Annotated in this window: 13 protein-coding genes; 4 read left to right on the forward strand and 9 right to left on the reverse strand. The window is 33.7% G+C overall.

All coding sequences use genetic code 11. The features are described 5' to 3' along the window. Positions 1-103: 103 nt before the first annotated feature. Positions 104-1,234 carry a DNA polymerase III subunit beta gene (gene dnaN, locus ABD940_RS00685; protein WP_345199656.1) on the reverse strand — a complete coding sequence of 377 codons (1,131 nt, stop codon included), beginning with the start codon at positions 1,232-1,234 and terminating at the stop codon, positions 104-106. A gap of 200 nt (positions 1,235-1,434) precedes the next feature. On the opposite strand from dnaN, the gene ABD940_RS00690 reads away from it, so the two are divergent. Then, on the forward strand, positions 1,435-1,791 hold the full coding sequence (locus ABD940_RS00690; RefSeq protein WP_345199658.1) for a diacylglycerol kinase: 357 nt from the start codon (positions 1,435-1,437) through the stop codon (positions 1,789-1,791). A 76-nt stretch (positions 1,792-1,867) separates the two neighbouring features. Here the strand turns inward: ABD940_RS00690 and ABD940_RS00695 are convergent, their stop codons facing one another. From ABD940_RS00695 to purB, 7 genes are all read right to left on the reverse strand, one after another. Continuing rightward, a complete protein-coding gene (locus tag ABD940_RS00695) occupies positions 1,868-2,134 on the reverse strand; it encodes a gamma-glutamylcyclotransferase family protein (RefSeq protein WP_345199659.1) in 267 nt (88 codons plus the stop codon). Then, positions 2,134-2,763, reverse strand: coding sequence for an SGNH/GDSL hydrolase family protein (locus ABD940_RS00700; RefSeq protein WP_345199661.1), 630 nt, complete (start codon positions 2,761-2,763; stop codon positions 2,134-2,136). The genes ABD940_RS00695 and ABD940_RS00700 overlap by 1 nt, the downstream gene beginning before the upstream one ends. 213 nt (positions 2,764-2,976) lie before the next feature. Next, positions 2,977-3,360 carry a ribonuclease inhibitor gene (locus ABD940_RS00705; RefSeq protein WP_345199662.1) on the reverse strand — a complete coding sequence of 128 codons (384 nt, stop codon included), beginning with the start codon at positions 3,358-3,360 and terminating at the stop codon, positions 2,977-2,979. Between the two features lie 16 nt (positions 3,361-3,376). Beyond that, entirely contained in the window at positions 3,377-4,348 is a 972-nt protein-coding gene (locus ABD940_RS00710) for a LamG-like jellyroll fold domain-containing protein (protein WP_345199663.1), read from the reverse strand. A gap of 268 nt (positions 4,349-4,616) precedes the next feature. Beyond that, a complete protein-coding gene (locus ABD940_RS00715) occupies positions 4,617-8,312 on the reverse strand; it encodes a phosphoribosylformylglycinamidine synthase (protein ID WP_345199664.1) in 3,696 nt (1,231 codons plus the stop codon). Positions 8,313-8,394: 82 nt separating this feature from the next. Next, on the reverse strand, positions 8,395-9,822 hold the full coding sequence (locus ABD940_RS00720; RefSeq protein ID WP_345199665.1) for a serine hydrolase: 1,428 nt from the start codon (positions 9,820-9,822) through the stop codon (positions 8,395-8,397). 100 nt (positions 9,823-9,922) lie between these two features. After that, positions 9,923-11,350: an adenylosuccinate lyase gene (purB, locus tag ABD940_RS00725; protein ID WP_062161694.1), complete on the reverse strand. Its 1,428-nt coding sequence runs from the start codon at positions 11,348-11,350 to the stop codon at positions 9,923-9,925. Positions 11,351-11,552: 202 nt separating this feature from the next. On the opposite strand from purB, the gene ABD940_RS00730 reads away from it, so the two are divergent. The 3 genes from ABD940_RS00730 to ABD940_RS00740 all read left to right on the forward strand — a co-directional run bounded on the left by ABD940_RS00730 (position 11,553) and on the right by ABD940_RS00740 (position 13,906). Beyond that, positions 11,553-11,702, forward strand: a complete 150-nt coding sequence (locus tag ABD940_RS00730) for a bacteriocin-like protein (protein WP_345199666.1) — start codon at positions 11,553-11,555, stop codon at positions 11,700-11,702. Between the two features lie 86 nt (positions 11,703-11,788). Further along, positions 11,789-12,673, forward strand: a complete 885-nt coding sequence (locus tag ABD940_RS00735; protein ID WP_345199668.1) for an AraC family transcriptional regulator — start codon at positions 11,789-11,791, stop codon at positions 12,671-12,673. Between the two features lie 66 nt (positions 12,674-12,739). Next, complete coding sequence (locus tag ABD940_RS00740; protein ID WP_345199669.1) at positions 12,740-13,906, forward strand: iron-containing alcohol dehydrogenase; 1,167 nt, start codon at positions 12,740-12,742, stop codon at positions 13,904-13,906. A gap of 61 nt (positions 13,907-13,967) precedes the next feature. Here the strand turns inward: ABD940_RS00740 and ABD940_RS00745 are convergent, their stop codons facing one another. Then, positions 13,968-14,378, reverse strand: a complete 411-nt coding sequence (locus ABD940_RS00745) for a hypothetical protein (RefSeq protein WP_345199670.1) — start codon at positions 14,376-14,378, stop codon at positions 13,968-13,970. Positions 14,379-14,380 lie beyond the last annotated feature (2 nt).

Below are 14,380 nucleotides of genomic sequence, written 5' to 3' on the forward strand. Positions count from 1 at the left end.
TTAATTTCTCTTATTGATTATTCTTTCTGCTGCATAGATTCTGTTAAAAACAAAAGAGGTCTTGAAAATCAAAACCTCTTAAATTATTTTATCTAAATTAATATTACAAACCAATTACAGGCATTGATAACATTAAGATATTTTCGTTTTCTTCAAGACCATCAAGAGGTTCGATAATTCCCGGTCTGTTTGGCTGAGACATTTTCATTGTGATATCGTCCGAACCTAGAATTGTCAACATTTCTGTTAAAAATTTAGAACTAAATCCGATGTTGATGTCTTCTCCGTTGTAGTCACAAGGAATCTGCATATCTGCTTTGTTTGCATACTCCGTATCTTCTGCGTGAAGATGAAGAATGTTTGCAGACAATTTAAATCGTACCTGATTTGTTGATTTATTTGACATGATAGAAGCTCTTTTAATTGCTCCTAACAAAAGATTTCTATTAATTGTCAATACATTCGGATTTTCCTTTGGAATTACTGCTGTATAGTTCGGATATTTTCCGTCGATCAATCTACAGATCCAGATATGTTTACCAAAAGTAAATTTAGCCATGTTTTCGTTGAAGTCAATTGTAACGTCTTCGTTTGAACTTGCTAAAATATTTTTGAAAATATTCAATGGCTTTTTAGGCATGATGAATTCCATTGGTTCTGGGTTCATCAAATCCATTCTTTTATAGACAACCAATCTGTGAGAATCGGTAGAAACAAAGTTCGTTTCATTTTCTCCAAACTGGAACAAAACTCCCGTCATTACAGGACGAAGAGAATCATTACTAGTTGCAAAAAGTGTATTGGTAAGAGCTTCAGACAAAACTCCTGCAGGCATTGTAACACTTTGGGAAGCGTCAAATTCCGGCAATTCAGGATAATCATCCGCATTATCTAATGCCACCGCGAAGTTATCTTTTTCATCTAAAATCTCAAGCTGACTTCCCGTTCCTTCTGCATTATCTTTCACTACCAAGGTTAAGGGCTGTTCACCGTAAGTCTTGATGAAATCCTGAAAAATCTTTGCAGGAACAGCAAATTTACCTGTATCATCAGACTTCGCCTCAAGAGAAGTTACAAGAGTCGTTTCGCCATCCGATGCTGTAATGGTAACTTGAGTTCCGTCTAATTCAAAAAGATAGTTTTCTAAAATCGGTCTCGATTGAGAGCTTGATATTACGCCACTTACAGTTTGCAAAGCCTTCTGCAGTTCACCACTTGAAATAATAAATTTCATAGATTTAAAAATAAATTTTTACAAATATAATAAATAGAAAATAGATGGAGAAGAATAATGATGTGAGTTATTAACAACTTTTCAAAAGAATCTTCTAACTATCTCTACTTTATTTTTTTGATTAATATGATTCTCATTAGGATGATAAATTTAACAATTATTTTCATCAATTAGTTATATTTGTAAATAATCTTTTCACAATGCGAAAACCACCCATTCATAAAAGTTTTTTTAATGCTTTCCGAGGTGTTTTTCTGATGATTAAAAGTGAAAGAAATTTCCAGATTGAGGTTTTTGCCTTTTTTATCAATCTTCTTTTGATTTTTTATTTAAAACTTTCTACAATCGATACCGTTTTAGTCTTAACTGTTTCATTCGGAGTTTTGATTGCAGAAATTTTTAACACAGCTATTGAAAAGATCTGCGACATTATTCAGCCTGAATTTGATAAAAGAATTGGTTTCATTAAAGATATTTCTGCGGGAGCCGTTATTTTAATGACGATTTCATCTATAATTGTCGGAATTTTGGTCTACTGGAAATATATTTTTAATTGATTTTGCAAATCTATTTTCCGACATAAATAAATCCTGTTTTTCCGGACTTGAAAACTGTTTCAATTCTTTTATAATCCTACACTTCATATTCGTCAGCTTGCAAAATTTCTTCATTTGTGACTTCAAATAAAATACCTTCGACTTCATCTTCAACATTTCCTGAAAATCCTAAAATCGGGTGATATTTTTGATTGCTTTTTCTCAAAACTTCAGGATCTGTAATTTCCAGCATTTCGAGTTTGTAACCCGTCAGAATATCTTTTTCGCCATTTAAAATTCGACCAAAAGTCTCGATTTGAACCTGCTCTTTCTGCAAAGTTCCATAAGAAAATAAATTAGGCATTATAAATATTTTTCAATAATTGGGATTGCAATTTCAGCCATCATTCCATATCCTTTTTCGTTGGGATGGACACCGTCTTTGGAAAGTAAAATTTCTTTATCCTGTAAAAAAGCGGAATGAAAATCGATATAACGTAACGAGTTTTCAACCGCAATATCTTTCAGAATTTGATTGTAAATCAAAACCTCATCATTCGTTCTCAACTTTCCGGAAGCGACGACTACTCCATCTACATTGCTGGAAAACGGAAGAATGCTCACCAAATAAATATCGTTGGAATATTTTTTCACTTCCTGAACTGCCTTTAAAATATTGGTTTTAAAATTTTCAGGATTTACCATTTGAATATCCTCTTTTACAGCCAAATCATTTGCACCGTAACCCATAAAAACAATATTTCCTTCAGCAGAATTTCTGGCAGCCATTTCGTTTGGAATTCTTTTAACAAGACCTTCCGTTGTTTCACCGTCTATTCCAAGGTTAAAAAGAATCAGTTCGTTGCTTTTTCCTTCATTGTATTTCTGCAAAGCATATCTTTTCAGGATATCTACCCAGCCTCCAAAAACTCCGTCATATTCTCCGTAAGTGATGCTGTCGCCGAAGAATAGTCCGTACATCATTTTTTTCATTTATTTTTTTTAATTGTTTTGAATTGAATGTTGAATCATTAAAGTTTAATTTTAGAAGTTAAGAATGCTGAGATCCTTCGACTCCGCTCAGGATGACATCGCTAATACTAACTGCGTTGAACTTAGGTCGTGAAAATAATATTAAACTTAAATTTTTATAAAACTTAATAACCTAAACTTCTTAAATTTAAATCTTAATGGTTCAAGTTTAAATCAATCCAAAATTAGCTTAATATTTTCGTGTGATTCTATAATTTCAATTAAAATTTCAAATAAGGTTTGTCCGTTTCCATCAATCAGTTCATCCAGTTTTTGTTGAATTAATTTGACATTGAAAGGTTTTCCTATTCTGATTTTATTCTCATAGAATTCTTTCGTTAAATCAAAACCTAAATCCACTTTTGATTTTTGAGAATCTTTCCAGGTTATATTTGAATCAATTCCATACAGAATATCATCAAAACCATCCAAAGTTCCGACTTTCCAATCTTCATCTTTCATGAAAAGTTGAGAAATTTCTTCATAGAAACCCTCCAGATTTGAAAAATGACTGCCATTGATGACAGTCATTTTTTTATTTGAATTTTCGTTATTCATAACTATTTCCAGAAACTTATTTTTTAATGAACTTTATTTTTTCATTATCTAAATTAATAAAATAAATTCCGGTATTTAATTCTGATACTTTAATAATATTATTTTCTTTCTCTACATTACCAGTTTTAAGAAGTTGTCCTGCAGCATTAAAAATTTTGTAAGCCGTTTTTTGCTTAAGTCCTGAAATTGTTATTTCATTTTCTGCCGGATTCGGCGCCACTGAAAAAGATGAATTATGATCGACATCTTTCGTAGATAAAACTCCTGTTCCCACCCAATTGGATATGATACCCGTTAAAGCAAAATTCAGTAAAGTACCGTTTACAGTATTAAATTCATCATTCAGAGTAGTAACAGTTGGGTTATTTCCGTTCGCAATTCCCTGATTAAATTTATAATAAGAAACCAATCCTGTCTGTGGCAATACAAGTGAATTATTCATATTGGCAGTAATCTGGCTTTGGGTTCTTTCGATATTCCAGATTCTGAATTCGTCCATCGTTCCTTTAAATAGCTGTGAACCATCTGTTTTTGCTCCAAAAGACATTAAATTTGCAGTTCCCCAAGATGTAGTACCACCTCCTAAGAGAGTTTCCGAAACACCATTAAGATAAATCTTCGTAGTATCGAGAGCCGCAGACCTTACAATTGCAATATGATTCCATGCATTCAAAGTAAGCGCATTTGAAACCATAAAATTATTAGTTCCACTTATATAAACATAAATAATTCCTGCACCACTTATCAAAATACTTACATAGTTCGAATTGCTTGTCTGTACAAAAAATACACGACTAATACCATAAGCAGTCGGTTTTATTTTCGCCTCAATAGTAAAATCCTGAGTGGCAACATTGTTAAACATCGTAGGAACATTGAAGGTAACATAATCATTCGCTCCATCAAAATCTAGCGCATTTCCGGACTGAGCCTGCGCGAAAATCATTGTAAAAAATGAGAAAAATAATAGGTAGTAGTTTTTTAACATAATCAAAAGTTTTATGAACCAAAATTAGTAAAAAAACAAGCAATAAGAATATTCAAGTAAAATAATTTAATGATAAATAAATATTGAAAATATTTTTTAAACCATAATTGAAACATTCTCAAAATTTATACAAGAGGTTTAGAAAATGTGCAAATAGTTTATCATCCCGATGTTAGCAAATTGAAATTAGAAAAAGTAATATTTAATAAAAAAAAAGGATTCGAACATTACATCCGAATCCTTTTATATATTGAAATTTTAATAAATTTTACTTGAAATATTCCACTCCATTTTTGAATATGTTGTGGTAATTCGCAGTTGGAATATTTTTCATCAACCCTTCTGCAAAACGTTCCGGGTGTCCCATTCTACCGAATATTTTCCCATCCGGACTTGTCACTCCTTCAATTCCGAACAATGAATTGTTTGGATTGAAAGGCATTCCATGAGCAATGTTTCCGTCTAAATCCAAATACTGCGTTGCAATCTGTCCGTTTTCGTATAACTTCTGAATTTCTGCTTCCGAAGCCATAAAACGACCTTCACCATGAGAAATCGGAATGGTAAAAATCTGATCTTTCATTCCTTTCAACCAAGGTGATTCGTCATTTACAACTCTTACGTTCACCATCTGAGAAATATGTCTTCTGATTGCATTGTGAGCCAACGTTGGAGAATTTTCATCTAAATCTTTGATTCTTCCGTAAGGTAACAATCCAGATTTAACCAACGCTTGGAAACCGTTACAGATCCCGATAATCATACCGTCTCTGTCTAACAATTCGTGAACTGCATTTCTCATTTTCTCGTTTTTCAAAACGTTAACGATGAATTTTGCAGAACCATCCGGCTCGTCACCTGCTGAGAAGCCTCCTGAGAAAGCCAAAATCTGAGAAGTTTTGATTTCCTCAACCCAAGCATCAATACTTTCGTCCAACAACTGGTGATTGATATTGATTAAAGGTAAGCTATTCACAACTGCACCTTCTTTTGCGAAAGCGTTCAACGTATCGTATTCACAGTTTGTTCCCGGGAAAACTGGTGCGAATACTTTTGGCTGAGCAATTCCGTGTTTTTTAATGATAATATTTCTAGGATTGATTGAGTTTAATTTCTCATCAATTTCAACCGTCAATTTTTCTTTTTCAACTGTTGGGAAAAGATTTTCAAACGTATTGGTATTTGCAGCTAATAATTTTTCAATTGCAAATTCAACATCATTAATTTTGATAACATTTGAATTTTTAACTTCTCCGATGAATTGAAGATTTGTAGCACTTAATTCTTCTTTAGATTCGATGATTAAGCTACCGATATTTTTCGATAATAAAACACTTTCATCAACTGTAATTTCAGCACCTAATCTGTTTCCGAAGCTCATTTTAGCTAAAGCAACCGCAACTCCACCTTCTTTCACCGTTTTCACAGAAACGATTTTTCCAGCTTTGATATTTTCGAAAATAAATTCAAAAATAGTTTTTAAAGCATCATAATTTGGAAGTCCGTTTTCCTGAGCGATATGATTGAAGAAATAAACTTTATTTCCTTCACCTTTAAATTCAGGAGAGATAATATTTTTCTTTTCTCCGTTCGCACAAGCGAAAGAAATTAACGTTGGCGGAACATTCAAATCCTGATACGTTCCACTCATTGAATCTTTTCCTCCGATGGCAGCCAGTCCAAAATTAATTTGAGCATCGTAAGCTCCTAAAAGCGAAGCTAAAGGTTTACCCCATTTTTCAGGGTTCTGACCTAATTTCTCAAAATATTCCTGGAAACTGAATCTGATATTTTTATAATCGCCACCCATTGCAACGATTTTCGCCACACTTTCTACAACTGCGTAAGAAGATCCTAACAAAGAATTCTGCTTAGAAATCTCCGCATCAAATCCCCAACTTGCCAAAGAAACTGTTTCAATATCTTTTGCTCCGATGATTGGCAACGTTTGAACGCTTCCTTCCATCAAAGTCTGCTGATATTTTCCGCCTAAAGGCATCGCAACCGTAGTTGCACCGATAGAAGAATCGAACATTTCCAACAAACCTTTTTGAGAAGCTACATTTTTATCGCTTAATATTTTTAAGAAATTCTCTTCATTGAATGTCTGAGTTTCTTCTTTTACTTCATTAAGGTGGGTAATTTTAACTTCCTGGCTTTTAGAACAACCATTGGTATCCAAAAATTCTCTTGAAAGGTCTACAATTTTATCGCCTTTCCAGAACATTTGCATTCTGCCGGAATCTGTTACTTTTGCAACTTCAACAGCTACAATATTTTCAGCCTCACAGAACTTGATGAATTTTTCTTTATCTTTTGGTTCAACCACAACCGCCATTCTTTCCTGAGATTCAGAAATAGCAAGCTCGGTTCCGTTCAAACCTTCATATTTCAAAGGTAAAACATCTAAATTAACTTCCAAAGAATCAGCAATTTCGCCGATCGCTACAGAAACACCTCCAGCTCCGAAGTCATTAGATTTTTTAATCAATCTCGTCACTTCCGGATTTCTGAACAATCTCTGGATTTTACGTTCTTCAACCGCATTTCCTTTCTGAACTTCAGAACTCATCGTGTGAATAGAAGTTTCGTCCTGTTCTTTCGAACTTCCGCTTGCTCCACCAACACCGTCACGACCTGTTGCACCACCTAAAATGATGATAGAATCACCGGCTTCAGGTTTTTCACGTCTTACCCAATCAACAGGAACGGCTCCGGCAACGAAACCTACTTCCATTCTTTTTGCTTTGTAACCTTCATCGTAAATTTCAGAAACCATCGTAGTCGCCAAACCGATTTGGTTACCGTAAGAAGAATATCCGTTTGCAGCCTGTTTTGTGATTGTTTTTTGAGGTAATTTCCCCGGTAAAGTTTGGTCAATTGACTCCAAAACATCAGCAGCACCCGTTAATCTCATCGCCTGGAAAACGAAAGAACGTCCAGACAAAGGATCTCTGATCGCACCACCTAAACACGTTGAAGCGCCACCAAAAGGCTCGATTTCTGTTGGGTGATTGTGTGTCTCATTTTTGAATAATAAATACCACGGTTCTTTTTTACCATCGTATTCAGCTTCGATTTGGATGGTACAAGCATTGATTTCATCTGAAACCACCAAGTTTTCCAAATCACCTGTTTTACGGAAATATCTTCCGCAAACTGTCGCCAGATCCATTAAAGAGATTGGTTTCAATTCGCGTCCTAAGAATTTTCTTTTTTCAATATAATCATTGAAAATCGTTTCCAATGTATGTTTAAACTGTCCTCCAAATTCAATATTTGATAATTCTGTTTCAAAAGTTGTGTGACGACAATGGTCACTCCAGTAGGTGTCTAAAACTTTAAGTTCCGTTTCCGTAGGATTTCTCTCTTCAGTTTTAAAATAATCCTGAATAAATTTCAAATCGTCCAATCCTAACGCGAAACCATGATTATTAAAGAATTCTTCAAGCTGAGCATCATCAAAATTGATGAAATTTTCGTGAACAATCACTTTTGACGGTATTTCTTCTGCAGGAATATTTAAAATCGATAAATCTTTTTCCTGAGATTCAACCTTATTAATTAAAAGGTCTTTGATCTTTGCTAAATCAGATTCGAAAACTCCTTCAAACTCGATTAATTTTCCGCTTCTTACTTTAGACTTCTCATTTTCAGTCAATAAAGCGATACATTGTTGCGCAGAATCCGCACGCTGATCGTATTGTCCAGGTAAAAATTCTAATGCGAAATAAATTCCTTTTGCAGGGTTTTCTTCGATTAAAATATCAGTAACCGGATCTACGAAAGTGCTGTTGACCACTTTTTCGAATTCACCATCGTTTAATCCAAAAATATCGTAAACGTTATAAACTTTTACGCTTTGGATAGACGGAGCAACCGCTTTTACTTCATCAAAAATTTTTGGACTTTCTACATCGAAAATTCCTCTTTTTTCTACGAAAATTCTTTTGTTATTAGACATTAGATGTCAGATTTTTAAATATTAGATTTATTACTTTCTTTTTTTTCAGAACCAATATATGATTCTCTATACTCTTTATCCCTTAAAGCTTCAACATCAAATTCTTATCAAGTGTTCCGTCTGCATTAGAAGCTCTTTGGGGAGCTGATATCCAACCCGATTTATTCAATACAAATTTAAAGGAATAAGTCTTACCCTTTTCAAATTTGGACATAGGAACTTCCAGTTCGAACCTGTTTTTATCTTTTTGTATCATTTGGTATTCTTTATTTTCAGAATTCCAATCGTTAAAAGAACCTGCAATAGAAACAGTATTGAGCAATCCGGCATCCAAGTTTTTGGGATGGATATAGCTGAACAAAATGCTATTTCCTTTTAACGTATACCCATAGATCTCTTTTGCATCCGAAGACTTTGTAAAATCTTCCATAATTTCACCAGCAGCATTCTGAAGAACGGGAAATGTTGTAGGTGTACTGTTATTAACAATTATACAAATTCCCATTTTAAGCTCAGGATAAATGGTAAACCAAGTTTGAGTTCCATAAGCACCTCCATGCTTATAGCCTACCTTTCCATATTCACTCACATAAAAATTATCCCAAAAATAGCTATGCCAATTTTCTTTGCTATTATCAATATTTTTTTGTGATTCCAATACCACCTTATCCTTCGAGTAAAGTTCGTCTTTCATGAACTTCATCAAATCTCCCATGCTCGATATCGTTTTCATTCCTGAAGAGCTCCATAGGTTTGATTCAAAATGTGGCATCAGCTTCCCATCATGATATCCGTTTGCTACAGACACAGTTTTATAAGCTCCGAATTGGGTATGCTGCATTTTTAATCTTGATAAAATATTTTCTTCGAAAAGTTTTTCAATACTCTTCCCATATACATTTTCCAAAATAACCCCGGTTAGTTCTAGACTTAGATTACTATAATTGTATTCTATTCCCGGAAGTCCTTTTAATTTTACATTTTTCAAGTCTTTGAAAAACTGATCTCGGGAGTAAGTACCAGATAATTTTTTTAGTAAAAATGGGGTTTCACTTGTTATATTTTTATAGAGTTTTTCATCATCAGGTAATGTTCGCGGTAATGCGGAATTATAAGCGACAATGTTTTTAATCTTAACCGGAACACCATTATATTCAAGATTGGGATAATCTCCTTTTAAATATTTTCTGATATCGTCATCAAGATTTATTTTTCCATCAACAACAGCTTTTGCCAGCAATTGTCCGGTCATCACCTTGGTTACTGAAGCTATCTCAAAATAAGTTTCATCGTTTGCTTTGTTTTTTTTCCCTTTATCTATTTCGCCATAATGTTTTGTATAAATTTTCCCGTCTTTCAGGATTCCAATGGAAACGGAGTAAGCCCCAGAATTTTTTGTAATCTTTTCAGCATTGGCATCCATAATGGTATATACATCTTTCTGATTTTGCGAAAAACTCTTCACAGAAAGAAAAATGAACAGAAAAAAGGGAAGACTTTTTAAAGTCATAAATTATTTTTATTTTACAAATTAATCAGGATTATTAACCCTGCATTATGATGAAACCTTTTAAAATAAAATATGCAGCCCAAAAAGACTGCATATTAATTTATACTTTAAGATCAGCCTCTAATCCTATCAGATCTTTGTTTGCGTCAATAATCGGCTGGACTTCATTCGCGATGAATTCTTCCGTCTGAATTGGTGCAAAACCAATGAAGTTTTTAGGATCAAGAACTTCTTTTAATTTTGATTTATCTAGTTTTAATGAATCGTCATTTAAGATTCTTTCGATAAGGTCGTTTTCTTTGCCTTCTTCTTTAACCTTTTTAGACGCTTCCATTGAATGAACTCTGATCACTTCGTGGATTTCCTGACGGTCACCACCAGCTTTTACTTCTTCCATGATGATGTATTCTGTCGCCATGAAAGGAAGTTCTTCCATAATATGTTTGTTGATTCTGTTTGGATAAACCACGATTCCATTCATGATATTGTTCCAGATCAAAAGGATCGCATCAACAGCTAAGAAAGCCTGAGGAATTGTTAATCTTTTGTTTGCAGAATCGTCCAATGTTCTCTCAAACCATTGTGTTGAAGCTACCATTGCAGAGCTCGTCGTCAAAGACATCACGTATTTTGCCAATGCTCCGATTCTTTCACTTCTCATCGGGTTACGTTTGTAAGCCATTGCAGATGAACCGATTTGGTTTTTTTCGAATGGTTCTTCAATTTCTTTTAAATTTTGAAGAAGACGTAAATCGTTTGTAAATTTATGTGCAGATTGTGCGATATTTCCTAATAAGGCAACAACTTTAGCATCGATTTTTCTGTCGTAAGTCTGTCCGGAAACTCCGAAAACTTTTTCGAAACCGAATCTTTTTGAAAGTTCTTTATCTAAATGTTTAACTTTAGAATAATCACCATTGAAAAGCTCCAGAAAACTTGCAGCAGTTCCAGTTGTTCCTTTTACTCCTCTAAATCTTAATGTTTCTAAGAAGAAATCAAGCTCTTCGATATCAAGAACTAAACTCTGTAACCAAAGTGTTGCTCTTTTTCCAACAGTCGTTAACTGAGCCGGTTGAAAGTGTGTAAATCCTAACGTTGGAAGGTCTTTATACTGAATTGCAAAATCTGAAAGATTTTTCATCACGTTAACCAACTTTTTCTTTAAAATTAAAAGTCCGTCACGAATTTGAATTAAATCTGTATTATCTCCTACAAACGCTGAAGTTGCTCCCAAGTGAATAATTCCCTTTGCTGAAGGCGCCACATCACCATAAGCGTGAACGTGTGCCATTACATCATGACGAAATTTTTTCTCGTATTCAGCAGCTTTATCATAATCGATATTTTCTGCATTGGCTTTCAATTCAGCGATTTGCTCGTCTGTAATGTCAAGTCCAAGGTCTTTTTCGATTTCAGCAAGAGCTATCCAAAGTTTTCTCCAATTCTGGAATTTATTGTTATGAGAAAAATTAAATAACATTTCTTCGCTTGAATAGCGTTCTTCCAAAGGATTTTTGTAGGAATTCATTCTTTTCTTTTACTTTTTTAGATATGCAAAAATACGATTTTTCATCGAGAGATAAAAACGCTTTTTTTTGACCATAGATTTACTAAATTTTTTTTAAATATTTTTTCAACATATCGTGAATTTATTCCAATTAATTTTATATTTTTATCCTTAAGCAAACCTTAAAAAACTTACAAAATAAACCAAATTAAAACAATTTATTATGAAAAATTTAAAGAAACTATCAAAATCAGATTTAAAAATGATCTCAGGAGGATGGGTTCCTCAACCTGGACAAAGCTGTCCACAGGGAACATGTCAATACAAGGAAAACGGACCTTGCAGAATCTATAACGAAAACCTTTGCATTTAAACATAAGCCTGATTTTTCAGGCTTTTTTATTTTCCGAAATTTTTGAAAAACCTACATTTGCTGCTTCGTTTTAAAACAATAATGAAATGGGCAGTTTGAAGAAATTAGAAATTAAAAAGAATATTCAGAAAGAAGAAGATAAAAATCTGTCATTCCGAGTTTTTGATTTGACGGAAGAAAATTTGAAAGAGTATTTTAAACCTCACAAAAAAGATCATTTCTTAATTATCATCATTGAAAACGGAACGCTGCAACTTCATATTGAAGATAAAATTCATTATTTAAAAGCCGGAAAAATTTCCGTTGTATTTCCGGAGCAGGTTCATTTTATTTCAGATTTAAGTGATGATCTAAAAGGAAAAATTATTTTATTTGAAGAAATATTATTCTGTTCTGATATTCTGAAAAATGAACTGAGCACTTATAATGTGAATCTTTCAACACAACTTAACTGTACAATTCTCTCTCCGGAAGATTTTGAACAAAGTTTAAATTCGATTCAAATTATTCAGGGAATTTACCAAAAGCCTAGTTTGATTAAAAAAGAACAGGCTAGATTTCAGATTAAGATTTTTTTGTTAGGTTTAATTGAATCTGTCCATGGTCTGCATCCGATTTTGCATAAAGAAACTGTTGACAAACCTATTTATGTTAGATTTAAAAAGCTACTGAACGAACATTACAAGCAACACCGAACTGTTCAATATTATGCTGAAGAATTAATAATTACTCCAAAAAAATTAAATTCAATTACTAAAAAGCACTGTGGAGAAACAGCGATTCAGGCAATTCATAATCGAATTTTAATAGAAATAAAGCGTCAGTTGATGTTTTCAGACCTTTCACACAAAGAAATTGCTTTCGATCTCGGTTTTAATTCTCCTTCCGCTCTCAACAAATTTGTAAAAGCAAAATTGAAAGAAACACCAACCGAACTTCAACAGGAACTGGCGCAAATGTATAACGCATAGTCTTGTTTGTATAACATTGCTCATTTTGGCTTATCTAATTTTGCGTCATCAAAAATTAAATAAAAAATGAGCAAATTATTTATTGCAGGAGAAGTTTTTCATGGTGCAGGAACACTTTCTGAATTAGCAAATATTAAAGGTACAAAAGCAGTAATCGTAACAGGCGGAAGCTCGATGAGAAAAAGCGGAACGTTGGATAAAGCGTTTGCTTACCTTACTGAAGCAGGAATTGAAACTCAGATTTTCGAAGGTGTGGAGGAAGATCCTTCATCTGCAACTTGTGCAAAAGGAGCTGAAATGATGAAGACTTTTCAACCGAATTGGATTATTGGTTTAGGCGGTTGTTCAGCTATCGATGCGGCGAAAATCATGTGGGTATTTTATGAATATCCGGATGTGGAATTTGAAGCTTTAATCAAACCTTTTACGGTTCCTGTTTTAAGAAATAAAGCTAAATTTATCGCAATCCCTTCTACAAGCGGAACAGGAACTGAAACGACAGGTCTTGCTGTAATTACCGATAGAGAAAAAGGTGTAAAATATCCGGTTGTTTCTTATGAATTAACTCCTGATATTGCGATTATTGATGGAGAAATCTGTGCTTCTATGCCGGCTCACGTTACCTCAAACACAGGTCTTGACGCACTGACTCACTGTGTAGAAGCTTATGTTTCTAATATTGATAATAATATTGCAGATGTACTTTCAAAAGGTGGTCTGGAAATCGTTTTTGACAATCTGAAAGAAGCTGTGAAAAATCCGAACAATATTACAGCTCGTCAAAATATGCACGATGCGTCATTTATGGCAGGTTTAGCTTTCAATAATGCTTGGTTGGGAATTGTTCATTCGTTGTCTCATCAGGTTGGAGCATTGTACGGAATTCCTCACGGAGCTTCAAATGCAATTTTCCTTCCGAATGTTATCCGTTATAACTCTTTTGCTACTGAACGTTATCCTGATTTGGCAAAAATAATCGGTAAAGAAACGACTGAAGAATTGGCTCAAGCAATCGAAACATTGCGTTCTGAAGTTAATAACCAATCAGCAATCAAAGAATTTGGAATTTCAAGAGAAGATTGGGACAAAAATCTTGACTATATTGCCAATAATGCCTTGATAGATCCTTGTACAGGTTTCAACCCAAGAATTCCAACTTTGGAGGAATTGAAAGCAATTTACAATGCCTGCTATGAAGGTCTTGTATATGCTGAAGAAGTTGTTGCAGGATAATCTTATATCTAAATTTTAGGATAAAAAAACAGGAAGTCAAAATTGATTTCCTGTTTTTGTTTTATTGATAGATCACGACATCATCTTTTTTAATCTGATAGCCTGTCTTTTTGTAAGGAACCAAAACATAGCTTTCTTTAATATGATTTCCGCTTTTCCAAAGTTTACCTTTTCCCTGTCTTGTAAGAATAATGCTTTTTGCTGCTCCGTCAGGAATGAAAACTTCCGCTTTTTTCATGTCTTTACTAAAAATAACTGCCGTCATTGTAGTATAACCCTTTTCCGAACTTACTTCATTTAACTTGATTTTTTGTTCGAAAACTCTTACACAATCATTTTTGAGTTGAGAATAAGTGTAACCTGCAGAACCTTTACAGCCATGAACATCTTTGTCACCTCCTACCATCGGAGTTTTTTGTGCAAAAGCTAAAGATCCAAGAAGCATTGCTCCCAATAAAATAGTTTTTTTCATAT

This window comes from Chryseobacterium ginsengisoli, from assembly GCF_039542325.1.
Lineage (GTDB): Bacteria > Bacteroidota > Bacteroidia > Flavobacteriales > Weeksellaceae > Chryseobacterium > Chryseobacterium ginsengisoli.